22 protein-coding genes are annotated in these 22,905 nt (G+C 48.4%); 12 read left to right on the top strand and 10 right to left on the bottom strand.

Translation table 11 applies throughout. The features are described 5' to 3' along the window. Nucleotides 1-79 precede the first annotated feature (79 nt). Nucleotides 80-931 carry a cell wall hydrolase gene (locus ABJM21_RS08070; RefSeq protein WP_348371977.1) on the bottom strand — a complete coding sequence of 284 codons (852 nt, stop codon included), beginning with the start codon at nucleotides 929-931 and terminating at the stop codon, nucleotides 80-82. 645 nt (nucleotides 932-1,576) lie between these two features. Between ABJM21_RS08070 and xrtV the strand changes: the two genes are divergently transcribed. Then, complete coding sequence (gene xrtV, locus ABJM21_RS08065; RefSeq protein WP_348301647.1) at nucleotides 1,577-2,458, top strand: exosortase V; 882 nt, start codon at nucleotides 1,577-1,579, stop codon at nucleotides 2,456-2,458. Then, the gene (gene epsI / locus ABJM21_RS08060; RefSeq protein ID WP_348301648.1) at nucleotides 2,455-3,186 is read left to right on the top strand and encodes an exosortase-associated protein EpsI, V-type; all 732 of its coding nucleotides are present in this window, start codon (nucleotides 2,455-2,457) and stop codon (nucleotides 3,184-3,186) included. The genes xrtV and epsI overlap by 4 nt, the downstream gene beginning before the upstream one ends. Nucleotides 3,187-3,222: 36 nt before the next feature. Here the strand turns inward: epsI and ABJM21_RS08055 are convergent, their stop codons facing one another. Then, nucleotides 3,223-3,477: an XrtV sorting system accessory protein gene (locus ABJM21_RS08055; RefSeq protein WP_348301649.1), complete on the bottom strand. Its 255-nt coding sequence runs from the start codon at nucleotides 3,475-3,477 to the stop codon at nucleotides 3,223-3,225. A 59-nt stretch (nucleotides 3,478-3,536) separates the two neighbouring features. Here ABJM21_RS08055 and ABJM21_RS08050 point away from each other — a divergent pair, with 59 nt between their 5' ends. Then, entirely contained in the window at nucleotides 3,537-4,481 is a 945-nt protein-coding gene (locus tag ABJM21_RS08050) for a SurA N-terminal domain-containing protein (protein WP_348371971.1), read from the top strand. On the opposite strand, the gene ABJM21_RS08045 is transcribed toward ABJM21_RS08050, so the two are convergent. Beyond that, entirely contained in the window at nucleotides 4,478-5,869 is a 1,392-nt protein-coding gene (locus ABJM21_RS08045; RefSeq protein WP_348301651.1) for a hypothetical protein, read from the bottom strand. The genes ABJM21_RS08050 and ABJM21_RS08045 overlap by 4 nt on opposite strands. A gap of 54 nt (nucleotides 5,870-5,923) precedes the next feature. On the opposite strand from ABJM21_RS08045, the gene ABJM21_RS08040 reads away from it, so the two are divergent. Both ABJM21_RS08040 and ABJM21_RS08035 read left to right on the top strand, forming a co-directional pair. After that, nucleotides 5,924-6,460 carry a hypothetical protein gene (locus ABJM21_RS08040; RefSeq protein WP_348301652.1) on the top strand — a complete coding sequence of 179 codons (537 nt, stop codon included), beginning with the start codon at nucleotides 5,924-5,926 and terminating at the stop codon, nucleotides 6,458-6,460. Between the two features lie 61 nt (nucleotides 6,461-6,521). After that, nucleotides 6,522-7,613 carry a glycosyltransferase family 4 protein gene (locus tag ABJM21_RS08035; protein WP_348301653.1) on the top strand — a complete coding sequence of 364 codons (1,092 nt, stop codon included), beginning with the start codon at nucleotides 6,522-6,524 and terminating at the stop codon, nucleotides 7,611-7,613. Here ABJM21_RS08035 and ABJM21_RS08030 read toward each other — a convergent pair. Then, the gene (locus ABJM21_RS08030) at nucleotides 7,604-8,575 is read right to left on the bottom strand and encodes a UDP-glucuronic acid decarboxylase family protein (RefSeq protein ID WP_348301654.1); all 972 of its coding nucleotides are present in this window, start codon (nucleotides 8,573-8,575) and stop codon (nucleotides 7,604-7,606) included. The two genes, ABJM21_RS08035 and ABJM21_RS08030, sit on opposite strands and share 10 nt — an antisense overlap. Nucleotides 8,576-8,856: 281 nt before the next feature. Between ABJM21_RS08030 and ABJM21_RS08025 the strand changes: the two genes are divergently transcribed. Continuing rightward, nucleotides 8,857-9,978, top strand: coding sequence for a DUF1996 domain-containing protein (locus tag ABJM21_RS08025; RefSeq protein WP_348301655.1), 1,122 nt, complete (start codon nucleotides 8,857-8,859; stop codon nucleotides 9,976-9,978). Between the two features lie 26 nt (nucleotides 9,979-10,004). Beyond that, nucleotides 10,005-11,207 carry a glycosyltransferase family 2 protein gene (locus tag ABJM21_RS08020; RefSeq protein ID WP_348382145.1) on the top strand — a complete coding sequence of 401 codons (1,203 nt, stop codon included), beginning with the start codon at nucleotides 10,005-10,007 and terminating at the stop codon, nucleotides 11,205-11,207. Here ABJM21_RS08020 and ABJM21_RS08015 read toward each other — a convergent pair. Then, complete coding sequence (locus ABJM21_RS08015; protein ID WP_348301657.1) at nucleotides 11,204-12,010, bottom strand: WecB/TagA/CpsF family glycosyltransferase; 807 nt, start codon at nucleotides 12,008-12,010, stop codon at nucleotides 11,204-11,206. The genes ABJM21_RS08020 and ABJM21_RS08015 overlap by 4 nt on opposite strands. Beyond that, the gene (locus ABJM21_RS08010) at nucleotides 12,010-13,596 is read right to left on the bottom strand and encodes a tetratricopeptide repeat protein (RefSeq protein ID WP_348301658.1); all 1,587 of its coding nucleotides are present in this window, start codon (nucleotides 13,594-13,596) and stop codon (nucleotides 12,010-12,012) included. Before ABJM21_RS08010 ends, ABJM21_RS08015 begins: the two co-directional genes overlap by 1 nt. 168 nt (nucleotides 13,597-13,764) lie before the next feature. Between ABJM21_RS08010 and ABJM21_RS08005 the strand changes: the two genes are divergently transcribed. From ABJM21_RS08005 to ABJM21_RS07990, 4 genes are read left to right on the top strand one after another with little or no spacing between them, the layout of a single operon-like run. Continuing rightward, complete coding sequence (locus ABJM21_RS08005; protein ID WP_348301659.1) at nucleotides 13,765-14,379, top strand: polysaccharide biosynthesis/export family protein; 615 nt, start codon at nucleotides 13,765-13,767, stop codon at nucleotides 14,377-14,379. Nucleotides 14,380-14,406: 27 nt separating this feature from the next. Then, nucleotides 14,407-15,606: a hypothetical protein gene (locus ABJM21_RS08000; protein WP_348301660.1), complete on the top strand. Its 1,200-nt coding sequence runs from the start codon at nucleotides 14,407-14,409 to the stop codon at nucleotides 15,604-15,606. Next, a complete protein-coding gene (locus tag ABJM21_RS07995; protein ID WP_348301661.1) occupies nucleotides 15,603-17,057 on the top strand; it encodes a Wzz/FepE/Etk N-terminal domain-containing protein in 1,455 nt (484 codons plus the stop codon). The genes ABJM21_RS08000 and ABJM21_RS07995 overlap by 4 nt, the downstream gene beginning before the upstream one ends. 35 nt (nucleotides 17,058-17,092) lie before the next feature. Beyond that, nucleotides 17,093-17,887 carry a CpsD/CapB family tyrosine-protein kinase gene (locus tag ABJM21_RS07990; protein WP_348301662.1) on the top strand — a complete coding sequence of 265 codons (795 nt, stop codon included), beginning with the start codon at nucleotides 17,093-17,095 and terminating at the stop codon, nucleotides 17,885-17,887. A gap of 61 nt (nucleotides 17,888-17,948) precedes the next feature. On the opposite strand, the gene ABJM21_RS07985 is transcribed toward ABJM21_RS07990, so the two are convergent. After that, the gene (locus tag ABJM21_RS07985) at nucleotides 17,949-18,635 is read right to left on the bottom strand and encodes a hypothetical protein (protein WP_348301663.1); all 687 of its coding nucleotides are present in this window, start codon (nucleotides 18,633-18,635) and stop codon (nucleotides 17,949-17,951) included. 202 nt (nucleotides 18,636-18,837) lie between these two features. Between ABJM21_RS07985 and ABJM21_RS07980 the strand changes: the two genes are divergently transcribed. Next, on the top strand, nucleotides 18,838-19,632 hold the full coding sequence (locus tag ABJM21_RS07980) for a hypothetical protein (RefSeq protein ID WP_348301664.1): 795 nt from the start codon (nucleotides 18,838-18,840) through the stop codon (nucleotides 19,630-19,632). A gap of 13 nt (nucleotides 19,633-19,645) precedes the next feature. Here the strand turns inward: ABJM21_RS07980 and ABJM21_RS07975 are convergent, their stop codons facing one another. The 3 genes from ABJM21_RS07975 to ABJM21_RS07965 form a co-directional block, all read right to left on the bottom strand. Continuing rightward, complete coding sequence (locus ABJM21_RS07975; RefSeq protein ID WP_348301665.1) at nucleotides 19,646-20,290, bottom strand: hypothetical protein; 645 nt, start codon at nucleotides 20,288-20,290, stop codon at nucleotides 19,646-19,648. 125 nt (nucleotides 20,291-20,415) lie between these two features. Then, nucleotides 20,416-21,450: a glycosyltransferase gene (locus ABJM21_RS07970; protein WP_348301666.1), complete on the bottom strand. Its 1,035-nt coding sequence runs from the start codon at nucleotides 21,448-21,450 to the stop codon at nucleotides 20,416-20,418. Further along, nucleotides 21,443-22,798, bottom strand: coding sequence for an oligosaccharide flippase family protein (locus ABJM21_RS07965; protein ID WP_348301667.1), 1,356 nt, complete (start codon nucleotides 22,796-22,798; stop codon nucleotides 21,443-21,445). Before ABJM21_RS07965 ends, ABJM21_RS07970 begins: the two co-directional genes overlap by 8 nt. Between the last annotated feature and the right edge of the window lie 107 nt (nucleotides 22,799-22,905).

The raw sequence follows: 22,905 nt of genomic DNA, 5'->3' as shown, positions 1-22,905 counted from the left end.
GTAAGTCTAGGGTTTTCACGACTTTTTACACGAATTTAAAACGAATGGGGATCCACTCTGCTGCTTTCGCCATGGTATTTTAGTCTAGAATCAAAGTACCGTTGTTATCATCTGCGGCAAGTGGACTTTCATTATCATCCGCCGCAATGCCAGATTGGCTTGGGATGGAAGTGACACTTGGCGCTGCCTCAAACTTTGGTGTGAGAATAGGGTCTATCTCAGAAACGTAGTTGGATTGGTCATCTGATGTTTGCTCGTCTTGGACATATTCCGTCATGGCGTCACCTTCATCATCTGTACTCCCCGTTTCCGAGAGGTCTTCGCCAATATATTGCTGGGAAAACGCGGGGCGCTTGCCCCAATAGCCGGACCAGCGATAAAAGATATGTGAACCAACGGTTTTGACTTTATCGAGATTTTTCGCCCAATAGGGCACGATCCAGACAGTATGATAGTGAGTTGCTGTACCAACGCTTGGCTCTACGGCACCTGATATCGCATTCGCTGCCAATTTTTCAGCCTTTTGCCAAATGGCCGCAATTGGTTTGCGAGCAAGTGATCCATCGCACGTAAACGAAAATTGACATCCGGTTGAGCGTTCAGATCCCTGAAAAATGACGCCGCAAACATTATTAGGGTAAGCTGGATGCCGGACGCGGTTTAAGACAACTTGTGCAACGGCTCTTTGTCCCTGCTCTGCTTCGCTTGCGGCTTCATAATAAATTGCAGAAGTAAGGCAGTTGATGGCAGTACTGCGGGATAGTTGCGAGGCAACAGTGGTTGGCACAACAAATGGCCGCGCGGGGACAATTTTCTCATTTGATTCCGGTACAGCGCTGTTCAGTTTTTTGGCATCTTCGGCACTTAGGTTTAAGCTCAACCCTTCGGCAACGTCCGAAACGGCATTCGGCAATCCCGGTAGGGAAGACACTGAATCTCCTGTTGGAGGATCAATCGCGACGGAAGCACTGGTTTTCGATGAATCGTTTTCTTGGTCGAAGATGGAGCTGGAAGAGAGAAAAAGACCCGCTAGCGGTATCAGGCAAAACAGAACGATGAACAACATCAAGGTTCGCCAACGCTTTCTCCAATTTCTAGCGGGGCGACTACTTTCTTGTGGCTTTTGATCTGCGTTTGTTAATTTCATTTGCTCTAACATTCGGCGAAATGAATCGCATATGACCCTTACCAATTATGTGTAGCGGCCCATTACACTTGAATAGCGACGAAAACAAACAGGGTGCAATCAATTTACATCTCGTGAGCTTTCATGAACTATATAAACTTTACCTCGCCGAAGATAGCTTAGCCAATCAACAATTTTGTAGGATATTGTATCGAATTAGCACAGGTATGACTTGGGCTTTTACGGGCGCCTGTATTTCTGGAATCTGCTTTCTGAATATGATACGGCCTCAATTTACAAAGCAGTATAAGCTTCTGCATTTTACGGTTTAAAGGATAAACATGAACATCTACCGTCAGTATCGTGTTCTTTGGGATGGTGGATATGATCAGCCAATAGACGCTGGCTTTAACGGAATTTGCGCAACATTATTGGCAGAGATTAACTGATATGACGAGTAGTACAACAGCACGCTTTGCCCTGCCCTCCATGAACTTTTCCAGCATTTTGCTGGCTGTTGGGCTCGTTGCCATCATTATTCCGACAATGATGTTTGTCTCTCAAGAGAGCTGGTCACAAGAGACTGGTGCCCATGGTCCAATCGTTCTTTTTACAGGCTTGTGGCTGCTGCGCAGACGATGGTTGGTTGCAAAGCCGTTCATGGTGCCCGGCCCCACCTTACCTATCTTGTTGCTTGCGACGATATGCTTGCCGTTGTTCCTGTTCGCCCGAATTACCCAGATTGTAGAGATTGAAGGCTATTTAATGTATAGCTTGGTGCTGATAGCGCTTTACAGCTTAGTAGGACGCAACGCGATGAAACTGATGTGGTTTCCTCTGTTCTATATGCTGTTCGTCTTTCCACCACCTGACACGCTTATTGCCCTCATAACCCAGCCGCTGAAAATTCTGATTTCTCAAGCTGCGATTAGTTTCCTGCACATGTTGGGATATCCGATTGGTGGCGCAGGTGTGATGATTCAAATCGGCCAATATCAATTGTTGGTCGCAGCGGCCTGTTCCGGCCTTAATTCTCTCGTCTCGTTATCGGCAATCTCGCTATTCTATATATATATCCGGCATCAGGCAGATTGGCGCTATGCAGTGCTGTTAAGTACGATGATCATTCCCGTTGCTATTATCGCCAATTTCATCCGGGTTCTCATACTTATCTTGCTGACATATTATTCTGGCGAGGCTGCTGCCCAAGGGTTTATGCATAACTTTGCTGGTATCACAATGTTCATGATCGCAGTTTTGACGATCTTTGCGATCGACAGTGTATTGGAGCCTATTTGGCGCCGATTCCAAAATAAGGGAGCAGCGGTATGACCGTTGAAGCACCAATAGCGGTAGAGCCATCAGACGATGCAGTGTATAAAAACTCGCTGGTTAATCGTCGTCATTTGATCATGGGCGGAGCCTTTTGTCTGGCCGCTGGCATGGCTTATGCTCGAACACCGCAGGTGGCATTTCCTGTAGTTGAAAAAGAAGACTTTGAAAAATTGATACCTGAGACAATTGGGTCCTGGCAGTTTAGAACATCGAGTGGCGTGGTGCTTCCTCCCCCTGATGCGCTTTCTGATCGATTATATGACAATCTTGTTACCCGGGTGTATTCCGCGCCAGCTGACCCAGCTATCATGTTTTTGACCGCCTACAGTAACACTCAAGACGGCGTGCTGCAGGTACACCGCCCCGAAATATGCTATCCTGCGGGAGGGTATAATCTAACGCCAACCCGCCCAGTGGATATCGAAAACGGTCTGGGTGGCAGCATTCCTGCAAACGTCTTTACTGCTACTGGTCGGGAACGCACGGAGCATGTGCTCTACTGGACCCGGGTTGGAAACGAGTTCCCCTTGACTTGGAGCCAGCAAAGATTGGCCGTTGTAAAGGCTAACCTGAATGGAGTTATCCCAGACGGCGTGTTGGTCAGAGCTTCTATGATAGCGCCAACCTTTGAAGAAGCGATGCCACATCTATCGAAATTTGCAGCAGAATTGAATCGCACGATGAACAAACAGGGCAGAGCTCTGCTGAGTGGAATAAAAGCCTAACTATATCCGCGTTTCAATTTCTGTTGAAACGAGCCCCTATTCCTCAGGCTTGTTGAATTTATCAAACGGTTTCAGAACCATCATGATGAAGGTAATAACTGTGGCGATAACCGCGACAGCAGCAAATTGATAACCTTCATTGCCAAGATAATTGGCACCGGCACAGCCAACTGATGCAACAAGATATTGCCACAGATGATCTGGGGGATCGTCCTCGACCGAGCGGTCAAGAAATAACACAATCAAACCCCCAAAAATTGCGACTGTCAGCCAATCGTAAATGGTTTCCAATTCAGTCCTCCGTTGCTATGCATGCAGCTGTATATTTTTATGGGTCGTCTAACAAGCCAATGATTCGTTTTGTCTTTTTACTGGACAAAACTCCGGGAGAAGTAACCATGTTGAACATAATATCTGTCAAAAAAAGTGCTCTAATTTGCATGACTGCAAGCGCTATGGTGCTGACGGGTTGCGAAAAAACAGCCGAAGGCCAAGTGGCAGCTATTGTGAATGGTGAAGAAGTGACGTTGCAAGAGATTAATGCTGCGTTGAGCGAAGCGAATATCCCTGAAGGTGCGGACAAGGAACTTCTCCAGCAACAAGCGTTGCAGCAAATTGTTGATCGCCGGTTGCTGTCTCAAGCAGCCAAAGAAAGTGGTATTGATCAAGATCCTTCATATCTTATCCGTCAACGCCAGTTGAGCGAGGCTTTGCTGGTCCGCATGTATGCAGACAAAGCCGGCACAACGATTAAGGTTCCTGATCAAGCAGCGATCGATCGCTATACAGAAGCCAATCCATTTACCTTTGCAAATCGCACAGTTTATGCGGTTGATCAGATAATTTTCCCTGCGCCAGCCGATCTCGGTGATTTAAAGCAATTAGAAGTGGCGCAAACCCTGGCTGATGTTGAAAAGATTTTGACCGGAATGGGCATAAAATTTGCGCGTAAATCCGCACAGATGGATTCCGTTCAAGTGCCGCCCGCAATGATGGCGCAGATTGTTTCGCTGGCACCAGGCGAGCCTTTTGTGATTCCAACCGGTGGAACCGTGACTGCCAGCGTGATCAAGGCGCAGCAAAAAGTACCATATAATGCCGAACAAGCTGGACCGGTTGCAGTGAAGGCCATCCGCAATGAAGAGATGGCAAAGATTATGAAACAACGGCTGTCGGAAGCAAAAGCCAAAGCTGAAATCACTTATCAATCTGGTTTTGCTCCACCTGCGGAAAAGGGAGAAGCAGCCGATACGCCTGACATTATTAAAGAGGCCGTTGAAGTACCCGCAGGCTAAGCCTTTTCCTTTTCTATATCGGTATAGCGCACGAAGCTTCCAGCAAACATTAGTGCCGGAAGGAATATGAAGGCATTTAATAGCGCATCCGTCAACATGATCGTCACGATTATGGTGAAGGCTAATACTGAGGAAGAGCCACGTTTTGGCTGTTGAAGCTCTGTCGGTTCTGTTTGAACGAATGGAGGATCACGCAATCGTGATACCATGGCGGTAACTGGTGACCCGAGTGCAAGCACTATTCCAATCAGGCCAAATTGGCCCACGAGCAACAAAAGCAAGCCCCAAGGGCGTCGACCAAGCTCCCGCCACCAATCCCAATATCCGCTACCTACCAGCAGATATTCTCGAATCTGGGGTATTGTTTGTTGATCTTGCGATATTCTCCACGAGAATGAACTGCGGCCCGTCGCACGCAAGGCATCCAGGGCAACTTGTCCGACAACAGTTTCTTTTGCGATAGACCTAAGGGGAAGAACGCCACTTCCATAAACAATCAGTCCAAAAGAAATTAAGAACAAAGCTGGCACGATTGCTTTCCGAGAATAATGTAAAAGCTTCTCAGAATGGAGCATTATCATGCCGGCGAACATTAGTAGCAAAGCGCCAATAGATTGGGCCGCAATTGCCATCATGCATAACGTGACCGCGGCAACTATGCGCCACAATCTGGCATTTTCTTTTGATAAACTTTTGAGGCGCCATACCGCTAGCAATGCAGTGCAACATACCCACAACCCATATTGGTTACCATCTTCAAACATGGCGAGCGGTCGATATCCAAAATATCTTTCAGTTCCTACGTTAGCAAAGGGATGCTGGCCAAAAAACCACTCGTAAATACGCTGCCCCGAAACCCCTTCAATGATAGCGATCGGCAGGAGTAACAAAGTGGCACCTACCACTACATCAGTCATGACTAGTCGCCCTGCCCGCTCATGAAAATATACTCGTCCAAGTAGCCAGGGCGCGCCCCAGACGGCAAAAATATAAATGCTCGATATCCAGCCGGCAGGTCGAGCATCTACAAAAAAAGATTGAATGAGCGGCCATAGGCACCAACCGACCATAGGAAGGTCGATTAGTGTCGGACGGAAATATACGAATTTTCGGACATCAAATAGTATGGCACCAACCAGTGCTGTTATCGCTGCTATCAAGGCTTTGTTCAAAAGACTGTCAGCTGGCAGGGCCAAAGTCATGATCTGATAGGAGCCTATGCTTGCCGTATCTGAAATGCCGGTAGGCAATGATGGATAGTTGGAAACCGGAAGGAACAAAAGACCTGAGATGTAGACCACGGCAACAGCTCTTTGTGGCGTCAGGACTGCGAAGGTTGCTATACCCAGCAGAAAGAACGCAATATAAGTCATCGATATTGCACTCATCGGTTTCTTCCCACCTATTGCATCTTGCTCCTCTCTATAGGCTATAGAGACAAAATGTCGCTATTCGAAAATCCTACTCAGGCCGTTGGAATATTTGCGTTTCTGGCGACCTTTTTAAGTTGTTTGCTGGCTGGACGCATGACCAATCGGGTCATCTGGCCATGGCTCGCGATCATCTATCTGGTCTTCGCATTGGAATTGGTCGTTGGATTGCGGCACGGGCTCCGCATGACAGTTAATGACGTCATGCAGTCGGCGGATTTCTATGACGAGCGGGCTTCAATACAATGGATGTTAGTGGCATTTTTAATGGCGTGCGTGCTGATATTGCCAGCACTATATCGCATATCAAAAAGTAAACTGGGGCCACTGCCAAAAAATCACTTTGCTGCGATAATGGCGACAGTAATCCTATTATTGTTGTTCGTTTTAGAGCTTATTTCGTTCCATCAGGTTGATGCCCTGCTCTACCATATATCGGGAGGTATAATGGTGATTGCCTGGATGTGGGTGGCGATGGCTTTCGTCGCCGTGACGGCGGCTTTGATAGCCATTGCTTGTCGCTCAAATCCCAGTCTAAAAGATAATTAACGCGTTTGATTTCATCGGCCGTTCCGGTAACGAGGCCTGAAATATCGGGGATTTGGCTATAATGAGATTGTTATTCGCTCTGCCGGGCTTTCACAAATACGAACGCGGTGCAGAAATTGCCCTTTTATCTGTTGCAGCAGAGCTAGCGAGAACAGGAGATGACGTGACCGTCATCGGATCCGGGCAAGCGCGGCCAGATGATCCTTATAAATTCATACATGCCAGTTCTATTCGCCGCGAAAACTTCGAGAAATTCCCTTTCATTCCACTCTTTCGTAGCGAAACAGTTTATGAAGAAGCCACCTTTGCTGCCAATCTGGCCCTGCGATATCGGCCGTCGGATTTCGATGCAGTGCTGACCTGTTCCTTTCCCTTTACCAATATGGTTCTGCGTCGGCCCGTTATTGGCGGAAAAAAACCACTGAACTTGTTCATCACTCAAAATGGCGAATGGCCAGCGGTTTCCAACGACGCAGAATATCGTTTCTTTTCCTGCGACGGCCTAGTGTGTACTAATCCAGATTATTACGAAACCAATAAAGATCGTTGGAATTGCGCGCTTATTCCCAATGGAATCTCAATTGACCGTTTCAAGCTGAGATCTGGCGACAAGGCTGCAATGGGGTTCCCAGCAAATCGTAAAATCGTTCTGATGGTGAGCGCTCTTATTCCAACCAAACGCGTAATGGACGGCATCAGATCGGTCGCACCAATGGAGGATGCACATCTCGTGGTTGCTGGCGATGGACCGATGCGTGAACAAGTAAAGGCATTAGCAGAAGAATTGCTGCCTGGCCGTTTCACTCAACTAACTGTGACGCCCGATCAAATGCCGACACTCTATCAGTCGGCTGATGTTTTCTTGCATATGTCGCTGCTCGAATCTTTCGGGAATGTTTTTCCGGAAGCCATGGCTTGCGGTTTGCCGATTGTTGGTCACGATACGCCGCGTCTGCGCTGGATTGTCGGAGATGAAGAATTTTTGGTTGATACCGAAAATATCCCATCTGTCACAAAAGCGCTAGCAGATGCATTGACCGCGAGAGAAGCAGCACCCGCTAAGATATCGGAGCGCGCAGCCAGCTTTGCTTGGTCCAATATTGCGCGTCAATATCGGGAATATCTGACAAAATTAATGAGTGATCAGGCCTGAGCAGGTATTGTGTCGAGGCCTTCGAAATAGGCTATCGTTTTTTCCAGACCTTGTTTCAATTCGATAGAGGGTTCCCAACCCAGTTCGGATTTGGCCAGGCCAATATTCGGTTGTCGCTGTTTGGGATCATCTTGCGGCAGCGGCAAGTCGATGATTTTTGATCCAGAATCGGTCATTTCTACGACCAATTCTGCCAGCTCTCTGATAGAAAATTCATTGGGGTTACCGATATTTACTGGTCCGGTAAATCCATCACGGCTGTTCATCAATTTCATCAAACCATCGACCAGATCATCGACATAGCAGAAGCTCCGGGTCTGGCTGCCATTGCCGAAGATCGTAATATCTTCACCTCTTATGGCTTGCATGATGAAATTAGAAACAACCCGGCCATCGGAAGGATGCATGCGGGGCCCATAAGTGTTGAAAATCCGGGCAACCTTTATCTCGATATTGTGCTGCCGATTATAGTCGAAGAATAGAGTTTCCGCACAGCGCTTACCCTCATCATAGCAGGAACGGATACCGATTGGATTGACGTTGCCCCAATAATCCTCGGTCTGGGGATGTACCACTGGATCACCATAGACCTCACTGGTTGATGCCTGTAAAATTCGGCATTTCAGACGCTTGGCAAGGCCAAGCATATTTATGGCGCCATGAACGGAAACCTTAGTGGTCTGCACAGGATCATGTTGATAGTGGATTGGCGAAGCCGGACAGGCAAGGTTATAAATCTCGTCCACCTCGACGAATAGAGGCAGGCAAATATCATGCCGCATAAACTCGAAACGGGGATGCTGCAGCAAATGCGCGATATTGCTTTTCGAGCCCGTAAATAGGTTGTCGACGCAGAGCACTTCATGACCTTGTTCGATCAGCCGATCGATCAGGTGTGAACCCAAAAAGCCACAACCACCGGTAACCAGTACTCGTTTTTGTAAAAAATAGTCGCGGCTCATGCCAATATCTCCGGTGAAATCAATGCGATGTTCGATACAGGGGGCTATCGTAGCTAGCAATAGTGATGATATATTTAATCCGCACTCATTGAAAAATTAGAATATTCTCTGTTTTGGTAATGCATAATCATCGTGACGGCGCAAAGCGGATTTGTTACGTCGTTGCGCATCCGATAACGGCAGGCATGAAGGGCAACTGTGCAATCTTATATTTTTTGAGGACAGTTCTAGCATTCGGCTTGATATTTGGCGCTGGCCCTTCGCTGGCAGATCAAGCCCCTATGCCGCAGGGTGTAGAGCTTCCTTCTGTCCCCAGCAATTTTGATGTCGAACCGGAATATGTTGCCGGTTGGGGTAGTGGAAAAATCCCCAAAAGCGCTGCGCCAGATGTTGTTGGCGCCTTTCGCTTCCTGTGCAGTCCAGGCCAACTCAGCTACGACGATCCGATTGTCTATCCAGGACAGCCCGGTAAATCGCATTTACACCAGTTTTTCGGAAACACCGAAGCCGACGCTCACTCTACTTATGAAAGCCTTCGCAAAACGGGCAACAGCACATGTAACAACCGCTTGAATAGGTCTGCCTATTGGATGCCAGCAATGATGAATGGCCGTGGGCAGGTTGTGAAACCGCGTTACGTCAGCATCTATTACAAACGCATCCCGGCTTCCTCACCGAATTGTCTGAGCCGCGGTAAGAAGCCAAAAAATATATGTATCAGCATCCCACGCGGGCTTCGTTTCATTTTTGGTCATGACATGTTGAATGAATCAGGAAAGAAAACAGGCAAAGGGTATTTTAACTGTTATGGGCCAGGCGCGAAATCGGGAACCTATCCAGATATAGTTACCGCTGCTCAATATTGTCCAACCGGCGCGAAAATCGGAGCGTTGATAAGCGCTCCCGATTGCTGGGATGGCAAAAATCTTGATAGCACTGATCATCGTTCACATGTTGCCTATCGTAAATATGGAAATGACGGTAAAGCGAGATGTCCCAAGACGCACCCTTACAGAATGCCAACATTCACCTTGGGAGCGTGGTATGACGTGGACGAGACGTTAGATCGTTCTGGAACATGGGAGCCTGAAAATCCGAGCTGGCATCTATCTTCTGACTATATGCCGGGGATGAAACCGGCAAAACCCGGTTCAACCTTTCATACCGACTGGTTCGGGGCTTGGGATGATGAAGCGCTAGCTCTTTGGACGGCGCACTGCATCAACAAGCTGCTCAACTGTTCCGGAGGTGAATTGGGAGACGGTCGGCAATTGAAACCGACCAACGGCTATAACAATCAAGGTCAGCAAAGAATATTTGATCCACCACCTGATCCCGGCTTCCATCATCACGGAAATGCAGCGGAAGCCAATCCTTCGCATGAGAGTAGTGGCAATATATGACCGGTTTGGAACATGGGTTGTCGATCATGTCTTGGCTTCTGGCGATTCCGTTTGTTCTCCTGTTCGCTATCTATGTTTTGGAACTAGTCTTTGGTCTGTTTCGTAGCCGGAACCTAGACAAAACTGAGCCAGGAACGCACGATGAAAATCCCAAAACAGCCATATTGATACCGGCGCATAACGAGGCATCAATCATAACGCGGACTATTGAAGCGCTGCGCGATAATGTACCGGCAGGAACACGCATCCTGGTGGTGGCCGACAATTGCAGTGATGATACGGCTGAACTGGCTCGAAAAACCGGCGCAGAAGTCGCAGAGCGGACCGATGAGACATGTCGCGGCAAAGGACATGCTTTGGCTTTTGGCCGAGACATTTTAGCGACTGATCCGCCCGATTGCGTGATTGTTCTGGATGCAGATTGTACGCTGAGTGCCAATAGTGCTGCAAAATTGGCATTTGCTGCCACGAGTAAATCTGTTCCGGTCCAAGCGACCAATCTCATTCATAGTGAATCTGAGGCCCCGCCTGTCGTTCAAATATCAAATTTCGCCATGTTGGTGAAAAATCTCGTTAGACAGCGAGGAATGACCAGACTTGGCGGAGCTGCATTGTTGACGGGTACGGGCATGGCTTTCCCATGGTCGATTTTTGCGACAGCTCCGTTGGCCAAGAGCGATCTTGCTGAAGACTTAGCGCTCGGCGTAGCTATTACCCAGCAAGGACATGCACCCATTTTTCTCGAGACCGCTGGTGTCTCCAGTGACGCTGCCGCAGAAGAAGATACTTTGGTCCAACGAACCCGATGGGAACATGGTTTTCTGGCGACGGCCAGGCGTCAAGCCATTCCACTGATTGCTTCCGGAATCCGGAAAATCTCAAAGGCAGAGGTTTTTCTTGGATTGCACCTTTTAGTGCCACCCCTCGCGCTGCTGATGGCTATGGGCATCGGGGTTTTATTTGTACTGGCCGGTGCTGCTTATCTGGGTAGCACACCCCTGCCCTTTGTGCTGCTGCTGGCAATAGTTGTCGCTGCCATAATCATGACCATTAGCGCCTGGCTTTTGGAAGGAAGACAGGTTTTGTCTCTTGGAGCCTTGATGAGAATACCGATTTATATTCTTTGGAAAATTCCGGTTTATCTCAAACTTCTGCGTGGCAGCGAAACCCGTTGGATAAGAACACGGCGATCTGGGGAAGGCGTCTTATCTGACGCCAAAGATGACTAGCGTTTGCCTGATTTATTATGATCTAGAAATATTTTGAAGATTCTGGGGCCCTCAACGAGATAGCGGCGCCACAGGCGAGAGGGTTCGCTGAAAAGTCTGAAAGACCATTCGAGTCCGGCTTTTTGCATCCAAACTGGCGCGCGTTTCTTGACCGATGTTATGAATTCTAGTGAAGCACCGATGCATAACCCCACGCCGGAGCATTTGCCCGATTGTTGGCACTGATACGCAATAATTTCGCTTTGCGGCGCGCCAATTGCAAATAGGATGTAATGGGCTTTGGAATTTCCGACAAAGTCTACGATGTCCGTCATCGCTTGCGGTCTGTTAAGAACACCCATGGGAGGGATATGCTGCGTGTACGTCGGCGCGGGGAATAGCCGGGAAAGATCACTAAGTAAGCTTTCGTCGCCGCCAATAATTGCAACCCGATCGCCCTGCCCTAACTGGGTTTGGAAAAGAGAGGCTGTCAGGTCGCTTCCCGGGACAACGGTTAAGTCTATACCTACAAAGCGTGCCAAGGCCCGAACAATCCGACTGTCACATAACGTCAAGGATGCCGCGCTATATGCCTCGCGAAAGGCGGTGCTGCGGGAATCCGGTATTTCTGGATATAGATTAACGAAATGGTCGACATTGGGGGTAACCACATAAGAAAACTTATCATCTTGTGCCATATCGCCAATGGCATTGAGGGCCTGCGGCAGATCCAGCGGAGCAATATCAATGCCTAGAAATGCTGTCGTAGTGACTGGAGTAGGAGGCGCGAAGGCATTCCGGCCTTGCTCGGTCAGACCCGACATTAGTTCAGACGTCCAAACAACCCGCGGGTGGGCGGTGCTCCGGGTGGTAAATCTATCGCATAAATGGTGTTGGCCACATTTTCGCCTGTACTGGCGTCAAGCTTGCATCGCTCCAGACCAGCTTTTGTACACGTATCCTTATATAACCGCCATGCATTGATTGAAGCGGGCGTGTCCCTTGCAAAAGAGCGCGCCACTGTGGTTGCACGGACCCCATCATCATTATCCAAAAGATATTTGGTATATGCACCAAAAAGAACCGGGTCTTGGGGTAGCTGCTTGGCGGCATCGGCAAATACCCGCTTAACACTGCTTTTATCGTTTTTCGCAGAATAGATTTCGATAAGGCTTAGATAGCCAGAGCGCAATTTTGGATTGTCCCGGACAACGATTTGAGCATCGTTTATTGCCTTTGCAAAATTGTCGCTTGCCAAAGACTGCTTGACCCGAACCAGCAAGGCATCGCCATTGGTTTCATCTTCTTCCAATATAACAGAAGCAAATTTTTCGGCTTCGTTGGTTTGTCCTATTTCGTAAAGAGTTCGAGCGTAAAGTGCGCTAGCTTCAAGTGAAACTTGGGTGGAAACGGAACGTAATATCCGGTTTGCTTCCGATGGCTTACCTATTGCAAGAAGGTAGCGGGAGATAGCGATACGAGACTCAAGCGAGCCCTCTTTTGACAGAAAGGCCAAAAGGTTTTCGTTGGGCGAACTTGGATCATATTCCAGCCACAAGCCAGTGATCATAGTCAATACCCAGCTTTCGGTTAGTTTCTTGCGCAATAGCCCCTCAATCAATGCGCGCGCCTCTGCATCTTCTCCTGATTTATAGAGCGTGTTGGCATAATCAATCGGCAGCGCCACATCCTCTGGCCTGCGGCTCATCAGTCTTTGAAAAGTAGCTCTCATTTCCGGGAGGTTACTAGTCTCGCGGTAAAGTTCGACAAGTGTCATATCGACACCTTCAGTGTAATTTTTATCAACAGCAGAATTTTGCAACAAGTCGAGGGCCTCGTTGGTCCTGTCGGTTAGAGCCAGTGTTCGAGCCATTAATATAGTTCCCGCTTCATCACCTGGCCGGGCGACCAAAATCCGTTCGGAAAATCCCAGTGCATCTTTATGTTTGCGCTTAACAAGTGCAATCAAACCTTTGGTTAGTAGAGCTTCTGGTAGTTCCGGAGAAAAGGACAACATTGTGTCAGCAGCCCGCTCGGCTTCTCTTAAATGGCCGGTTTGCAGACCTAGTTGTGATACCGCTTGAAGAGCTTCGGGATTGGTTGCCTCCAAAGATAGCGCGTCAGAATAGGCCAAAAAAGCATCGGTAGGTCTACCGGACGCGAGCTCAATACGCCCTTTGAGTATGTGAAGCTTGGGATCATCGTCTCGCGCAGTCAATGCTTCTGTAATCGCTTTGCGCGCTCCATAGAAATTTCGCTTGTCAAACAGTTGCTGTGCCTCTGCGCCTGATTTTGCGGCGCTTTCGGAAGCAGAATCGCATCCGCCCAGCGCGAACGAGAGAAAACCGACCAGAACCATGGTCTGGATTTTTCGAATCGGCAATATTAACGATAAAATGTTTCGTTTCATGATAATAAAGTGTCACAGTTCAAAAAGGCAAATGGTGCGATAAACCAACAAAATACATGGTTAAGACTGGCCTTTTTCAAGGAAATCCTGTCTTTTGCGGTGGCAAGCTTAAGCTTTAGGCTATATAGCACGCCGCTGTGAAGTTGAAATGATGGATGAGTAGTATCAATGAAGAAATTATTAATGGCCGTGATTTTTGCGCTTGTTGCAGTTTCGGCCAATGCGCAATCTGCTGCGCCAGAGACAAATGGAGCTGTTACTGCGACACCCAATCAGGCGGCCTATCGGATTAATGCCGGAGATGATATTGAAGTTTATGTTTGGGGCGAAGAACGACTGCAACGGCAGATACGTGTACTCCCAGACGGCACCTTTTCTTTCCCACTAGTTGGCAGGATAGAAGCAGAAGGTAAGCTGCCTTATGAAATAGAGGCGGTGGTTAGCAAAGGCCTTGAAAATCAATATCGCGGCCAAGTCCCTCAAGTGACAGTATCTGTGAGCACCCCGTCCGGTTTGCAGTTCTCTGTTATGGGCCGCGTAAATTCCCCCGGTAGCTTTACGCCAGGGCGCTATGTAAATTTGCTGGAGGCGTTAAGTTTGGCAGGCGGTCCCAGCCAGTTTGCCGACCTAGATGGCATATCGATCGTTCGCAAAACGCCAACCGGATTGACGACTATTCGAGCAAGCTTGGGCGGTTTGTTTAAACGTAGCGGCGCAGCTAAGGCCGTTTCCAGGCGTGCCATTCCGACTATTCAGACAGGCGATACGGTTATCGTGCCTTAGACGAAATATCCGTGGGGGAGTAAGAACTTGCATAGATCTACATATTACACGCGCCAGCTAGGCTTAGTGGCTGGAACAATGCTTTGCGCTACACCAGCAATGGCAGAGACCGAATTTGTGACCGATGTTTCTATCGGCGCAGGGGCATCGACCAATCCTTATCTGGAAAATGGTCCTGTCCAGTCAACCGCTAGCGGGTCGATAAGTGTCGCACCTCGGCTTAGAATTACGGAAGCCGCGACGACATTCAACTTGCGCGGTTTTGCCCGGATTGAAGAATATGAACGAGATTTCAGAACCAATAATAGCTTTGGTGTGAACGGAAGCGTCGAACATGGTCTTTCGGAACGAACGCAATTGCGTGGTCGTTTGGGATATCGTGGCAGCATCGTGGGTGTGAACGACGCTTTCTTTAATCCACCTGATGTAATCGACGATAATTTTCTGCCAACCATCGCGGATGACATCGCGCTCAATGGCCTTAACCAACGTCGCCATAGCTTTCAGGGGGGCTTGGGCCTCTCCCATAGCTTCTCGGAGCTAGACAGTATCAGCGTCGATGCAGGAGCAACGGCAATCCGTTTTGCTGATTCTGCGGTTCAGGATGAGTTCAATTCATTCAACCAGAATATTGGCTATTCACGGGTTCTATCCGATCGAACATCAGTCGGTGCGTCCCTTGGATTCAGCCAGGTGAATTACTTGGGTCAAAGGACCGGAGATTCCTCGATCATAACGCCTTCTTTGAATATTTCTCATCAGATATCCGAAGATTTTACCATCTCGGCATCTGCCGGTGTTTCGTTCGCAAGGTCAAAAAACATCCTTGGAACCACGAAAACATCTGATTTGGCGGCATCCTTCGACATTTGCCGGGAGATTGATAACAACAGCTTGTGCTTTGGTGCGAGCCGGCAGACCCTGCCTACATCTTTTGATGGGGTACGTTCGCAGACATCTTTCAATCTTGGTTATAGTCAGAAGCTCAATCGCGATGACAGTATCAGCTTGAACGGAAGTTATTCCCGGTCATCAAATTCCGTCGTGGGTGTGTCAGAAGATTTTGACTATCTTCGCACTTCGGTGACCTTCAACCATAAATTTCGCGAAAGATTCACGGGATTTGTATCCTTTGGCTATTCCGACTCCTATCAAGACGCTATAAACCGCAAAGCAAATACTCAGGTGAGCATTGGCATCCGGCTAACATTTGGTAACAATCGATGAATATTGACGAACTTGACGAACAAGAATCTGAAGGCGGTAACTTTTTATCCCAGATTCCCGTCATTTTATGGCAACGCAAATGGCTTTTCATAATTCCGCTTCTGCTATGCGCAGTAGCCGGTGTTGCAGCCTATTTTCTGCTACCAACCGTTTACAGATCGCAGGCAATATTGCTGGTACAGTCTTCGCAACTACCTGATGATGTTGCTGGCGACGGAGCCAATGAAATCGTGGATCGTCGTATTGCTCGTATTCGTCAGCAAGTACTCAGTCGTCCTGGTTTGATTGAGCTTATAAACAAATATGAGCTCTATAGCTCCGAGCGGGGCAGCGATCCTTTGTCGGAAATCGTCGAGAATATGCGGGAATCGGTCGAGATTGTGCCGATGACTGCGGAAGTGCAGCGGATGCGCAGTGGTCAAAGCGCCACTATCGCATTTGCATTGGGGTACGAATATTCGGATCCAGTAAAAGCGCAGAGCGTCGCTCAGGATTTAACTGAGCAAATTCTGCAATTGGATTCTACAGTGAATTCCGAGCAGGCCAGCAGTACGGAAGAGTTTTTGGTGGACCAGGCTGCTGGTTTGGACGCTCAGATACAGACGCTCGAAGGTCAAATCGCAACAATCAAAGCCCAAAACGGTAACGTGTTAGGCAATAGCGGAGTGATGTTTGGCGGCGGTGGCGGCGGATATGATGTACAGATTGCAGCTCTGCAGCGAGAGAATTCTCAGCTTGTGTCTCAGCGGGAGGATGCATTAAAATCATCCAACCGTGACCCTGTCGTTGCGTCGGCGGAACAGCAATTGGCTAATGCGAAAGCTATTTATTCCGACAACCATCCGGATGTTGTCATTGCCAAGCAAAGATTGGCAGAAGCGCAATCATTGGCTGATCAGAACCTAGCCAAGTTGCCGGTCGATAAAATCAATCAGCAAATTGCTTTTAACAACACCCAAATAGCAACTTTGCGTTCTACCAAGGCCCAGGAAAATGCCCGCATGTCTGCGTCGCTTAACGCGCAGGCAAAAGCACCTATTGTCTTGCAGCAGATCGAACAGTTGCAGCAACGACTCAATGGCCTGAACGAGCAATATCAAGGCGTCTCCAATCGTCTTTTGGCGGCACAGGCAGGCGTGAAGGCTGAAAACGAGCAAATGGGTGAAAGACTCTCCGTAATTGACCCGCCCGTCATTCCTGATCAACCATCTTCACCTGATTGGCTGTTGCTTTCAGGCGGCGGTCTGGGCGCTGGACTGGCCCTTGGCTTTCTGCTCGTGTTCGGGACAGAATTGTTTTTGCAGCCGATTCGTGATCCGAAGACGATATCAAATGCTATGGGAGCGGCTCCGATGGTTGTTGTTCCCACCATAAAAGAGATAAACGAAGACAAATCTGGTTTTAGTTTCTGGCCTTTTCGGCGCCGCGAAGCGCATGCTGAAGAGTTTTAAGCGACCATATTTCCTCATATTTTGGATAATGCCCAGTGCTCAACACTACTGATAAAACATCTGATCTTTCAGGCCCCGTTGTGATCCCCAATCCATCGCAGCTGGAAGCGCTTGTGCCCGATGAGGCAACATTGGAAACCAATCATATTGTAGGTTTTGACGGCAATGATATCCGTTCACGGCCCTTCAATCTGTTACGGTCACAAGTCGTGAAGGCTCTTGAGGCCAATGATTGGAACCTTTTTGGTATGACGTCGGCAACGCCAGCGGCCGGCAAATCATTTCTGTCCATGAATTTGGCCGCGGCCCTATCGCGCTTGTCAGACAAAAAAATCTATCTGTTTGATTTTGATCTACGCCGCGGGTCTTTGGCAGAGGCTTTGGGTATCGAAGGAAAGACCGGCCTTGGTGAATATCTTGCAGGCAAAACAGACGATTTGCAATCGGTTGGTCGCCGTATCGGTGACAGCAATCTGACCATTTTTCCATGTTACCGCGTAAAAACCAATTCTGCGGAATTGTTAGCGGGTAAACGGTTTGACGCATTGATGGGGGCCATAAAAAACCTGCCAGATGACGTCATTGTAATTTGCGATCTACCGCCCGCATTTGCCAACGACGATACAATCATGATTGCCCAGTATCTCGATGCCTATATGCTGATCATCGAACAAGGCATTACGACCAAGAAGCAGATGAACAATACGGTGGCTTTGCTGAAACCTACACCCTGCCTTGGCACCGTGTTGAACCGCTATGTCGGTGGTCTCATAGACCCCTATGGCTATGGTTATGGTGGATCGGAATATAGCAAATATTATTCTGATTGAATCTGGTTGCTAGCGACCTTATTCAGAATTTCAACCTGCATCACTGCCGGCCAAGTACAACTCAGCGAAAATCCTTATGGACTTCGTCAATCACATCTTCAGTAATGTCTTGTTTGAGAGATCCCGGCGCGATCGAGAAACAAGCCGTTCTGCCAACAATAGTTGGCGTTCCCAGAAAATCCTCGACCTGCTCATAGTGGGATCTTCCAACATAATCATCAATATACAGTGCGCAGTTGGCCTTGGCTTTTTGAGCGTGATAGGCAGATGCTAAAGCACATGCTACACGAAATCGACCGTCCACCAGGATCATGTCAGGAAATTTTTCGGCGCTTCCAACCTCAGCAAAGGCTTTCCTGGTATAGTTCTTCCACCGGGCATGCTTAGCCGTCGATGGACGAGTAAAAACCGGATAGCCCCATTCTTCGGTTAGGCCAATATCACTATATATGATGGTGACAGGCGCGTCGGAGCCGACTTTCTTCAGAACCGCGTCAGCATATTTGCGATCACTTTCGACGCAAACGGTTTCCACCCCCGCCTTAGCGGCTAAAACTGTCGAGGCACCGGAACCAAATTCCAGATAATATCGCGCATGTTGTATTTTTTCACGAAACAGATCCTCAAATTCAGGATCAAATGCCGGTTGATCGGGGATAGTGAAGTCGCTCGAACCGGAAAGCCCTCGTAGTCTAGCAGCCCGCCAGAGTGCGCGCAGGTCAACAATTATTTGCGGATGCTTCGACATATCGGAATGTAACCTTTGCCCAAGATGTAATCAGAATGATTTACAGAGATGTTAACTTAAATTCTATTTCTGTCACGTAAAGTTAAGTTTGTTTTCTGGTAACCGCGTTATCGTGAAGCTTTGAGGAAAAAGCGCATCGACACATCTTCCCCACAATGTATAGAAAAGCGCAATTGCTATTGGTTTTTGGTGGAGTATCATCTTGGCATTAGAACAACTTAACTCTCTCTGGGTCGGAAACAAACTCAGTTATCTAGAGCGCCTGTGCTTGCAGTCTGCTTTGGCTGTTGGACATAAGTTTACGCTTTGGTCCTATGAGCCTGAAAATCTAGAAGGCGTGCCGGATGGCATCGAACTGCGCAATGCTGCTGAAGTTATGCCGCGTGACCGCTTGCTTACCTATGCAGATACCGGGTCAGTTGCATTGGGAGCAAATTTTTGGCGCTATGAACTGCTGGCCCAAGGCCTTGGTTACTGGGTCGATATGGATTTCTATTTTCTGAAACCCTTGGATTTCGATGCAGATCATGTCTTTTGCTGGGAATATGAAGGCTGGGTCAATAACGCTGTTCTCTTGGCTCCTGAGGGGTCAGCAATGGTTTCGGACCTCAATTCGATACCGCAACCCAATACCCGGCCACCATGGTTTGGCCCCAAAAGATCGTTGGCTTTCTATTGGCAACGACTGACTAAGGGACCGATCGGGTTGGATGAAATGCCATGGGGCACCTATTCCTCTGGCCTCGTCACGCATGTTATCCAGAAAAACAAACTTGAACAATATGCCAAGCCACCGAGCGTTTTTTATCCGGTGCGCTGGAAAGACGCGCGAGACTTGTATGAGCCAGCCGAGGTTGTAGAGGCTATGCTCGAAGACGATACGGTTGCGGTGCATATGTGGCACAGCCGCTTGGTGGGGTTGTTCGATAAACCCCCTGCCCCTGGTTCATATATTGATCTGGCGTGCAAAAAACATGATGTGGACACGTCTTACTAACGGTCCTTATAAGTTATCGCTGCAAGGTTCGCTTTATCTTGCGGGCAACACGGACAAAATCACGCACTATCGGGATTTTGTCGAAAAAGCGAAGTTCGGCAATGTCCGTTCGTGATGGACGCTGGTTACCCAAAGCTGGCTCCGCAAACAGTGTGTCAACTTCGGGAAAAGAGCGGCGATACCATATATACGCTCCGTCAATTGGCGGGTGCATGCCTTCATATTTCAGATTTTTGAGATAATCCACGAGATGTGTAGCCGTTTCCGGTGAGAATCCCATCATATGCGCGCCAATAATATCACTCGCCATAAGATTAGAGGGATCGCTGGCTTCGTAACCTCCATAAAAGATCGACCATGGCTGCTGTGGCGCATAGGAGCTTGCTTCTGGGATGAAGTCACAATCATCCTCAAGGATTAGCACCCGATGTCCGTTATTTGCTGCTTCTTCCAATATGGCCAAATGGCTTTGATAAACGCCGCGTGCGCCAGGAGAGCTAAATGTCCCGGCATCTTCAAATTGGAACGCATTAAAAAAAGCGACACGCGGATCATCGAGGAGACCCAAACGTGACAATTCGCCCTCCATCTCGGCACGGCGGTCGGTACGATATGGTAGGTTGATAATTCGGATACTGTCAAACTGATCGAAAATCATGGCTGCTGTCCGTACGGGAGTAAATATTTGATTTCTATGGCATCTGCAAATGGCCGGGGTAAAGAAGATACCGCAATTTCGGCTTTAAATTTACGCTTTACAGCTAGTCTGACTGGCAGTGTCGGCTATTTATAAAAAATAGCACCGCCTTGTTGGCCTTTTAGAGCACGGATAATGAAGCGGAATATACCCAGCGTTTCACCGAACTTTCCCCCGATATTAAGCGCCGCTAGTTTCCATGAAAAACTTTGATTGCCCCCTTGTCTCAAGGCAATTCGAGCAACTTGCGCAGCATAAATGCAAGGAAGTATTACTAGAAAAAGCGGATTGAAGAGCGCACTTGCAATGAAGAAGAGCGGCAAAAGCACCGCCCAGAATATCGCCCGAGCAACCTCCCTACCATATAATGCTTTACCAGTTCGGCGTGTTGTCCACCACACTTGTGCATATCCGAAACCACTGCGTACGGCACGCAGCCACCATTGCCGAAAATGATGCATAGCTGCGTCATGGATTGTCATAGGTTGATCGATGCGCCAGATTTTCATGCCCTTGGCGCGCATACGGTTGCATAACTCCGGTTCTTCGCCGGCTATCACGCTGCTGTCATATCCGTCCACAGCGACAAGGGAGCTGACCCGCATCAAGGCATCCCCGCCGCATGCATCGCTTTCTCCGATGGCTGTATTCCACTCAAGATCGCAAATCTTGTTGTAGAAGGAAGCATCCGGAAACCGCTCTCGCCGACGCCCACAGACGACCGAAATGTCGGCATGTTGGTCAAGAAAATCGACAGCGGCCGCAAACCAACCGCCTTCAACCTCGCAATCGCCATCAACAAACTGCACGTAATCAATCTCGGGTGCGATCGAACGCAATCGTTCAAAACCCTCATTTCGAGCACGGGCTGCCGTAAATGGGGTTGTCAGATCCAGATCAAGAACATCAGCGCCGCGATCTTTAGCTGCTGCCGGACTGTCATCTGTGGAAGCTGAATCAACATAAACGACGGGTAGGCCGAAAGGCGCTAGAGAATCGAGACATTGGATCAGCCGTTCACCTTCATTGCGACCGATCGCAACTATACCCACCCTGCCCTTCATTTTGTCGGAGTTTTGTCTATCCATGTCTTTGGTGATCGGTCGTTTTGGATCAGCCATTGATCATGCCCCCATATTCCAGCCAAGTGCCTATATCTGCCACAAGTCCTAATTGCATGAAAATATAGCGCCACATCACGACAAGGAATGCGAAAAGGCTAAGCAATGCAAGGTCTTGTTTCAGGAAAGAAAGGCCTTCCTTCCATTGTGAGAAAGACAAAGAAATATACCGAAAAAGATCGGCAACCGCGATGACGCAAAGTGCAGCGACAAAACCGAAATAAATGAGTGCCAATGGTACAGCAATGACCAGCCAAAGCAATTTGGCAAAATTAGCCTGGGCGCTATGGACCGACTTGCCGATACCCAACATGAAAGACTCTCCCATCGTCGAGAGGATTGAGAACCAAGTCCCAGCCATCAAAATCGGGAGCATGAACGCAGCCGCAATATAACGATCATCATAAAGTACAAGAATGACAACATCAGAAAGCGCTACGATTAATGAGAGCCCACACGCCGTGGCCAGCAAGGCTTTCATTCGCAAACCGGCTATGGCAGGGCGCAGTTCGGAGCGTTCTTTTGCAAATGCGGCTACTTTGGGAAAAATCATCATGGCGCCAACGCGCTGGACCAACATACCGATCATGTCAGAAAATGTCCGCGCTATGCCGTAAATACCTAAAATAGCGAACGGAATTTCCTTCGCAAAATAGAGCCGGTCGAAATTCATCGCCAGGAAAAAGACGACCGAAGACGCAAATACCCATTTTCCAAATGAAATTATCGCCCTGACATGTTCGCGGGAAATCTTGATCCGGTGGATACGAAAATCGATAAGGAAGAAGCTTGCCGTGGTCGAAATGGATGTAGCAATGATCAAACCGGCCACCAAAGCCCAGATGGTGGGAGAGTAGAGCGCCAAGGCAATGTGAACAATGGCCGAAACAGCCGCAATAAACACATCAAATAATGCAATTGCTTTTACGGCTTGGCGCTTTTGAAGAATGAAGCGCGAAGGGGACTGAATACCGGTGAGTAAAAATACGACTGATATAATAGGAATGATTTCAATCAATTGATCGCTATCATAAAATTCCGCCAAAGGCCGAGCTAGCAATAGGCCGATCGCAAAAAGCAACAGGCCGCGGATGATTTGAATTGTCCAAGCTGTGTTGTAAAAGTCCGGTTGATCGCCCTTACGATTGCTGACGATATTCTGGCCGATGCCAACGTCGGACAACAACTCGATACCAGTGCGAAGGGTATTGACGACTAGCATCACGCCAAAAAGTTGCGGAGCCAATAAGCGCGCGAGAACAATATTTGTGAAGAGGCGTAGCCCTTGGGAAGCCCCATAGGAGCCCGCTACCCAAGTGATTTGGGACATCATTTGACGAGAAACCATTGCTATCCCTTTGCTCTCGTCTGTCCCAACATGATCATTGCTCTATCGCATGCTTTAAGTGATGTATCACAAAAAAAAGCACTACGTTAAAGTGCATTGTCATCATA

It is taken from the genome of Parasphingorhabdus sp. (assembly GCF_039977335.1).
Lineage (GTDB): Bacteria > Pseudomonadota > Alphaproteobacteria > Sphingomonadales > Sphingomonadaceae > Parasphingorhabdus.
The sequence above is the reverse complement of the archived record's forward strand: the minus strand, read 5'-3'. Positions and strand labels throughout refer to the sequence as shown.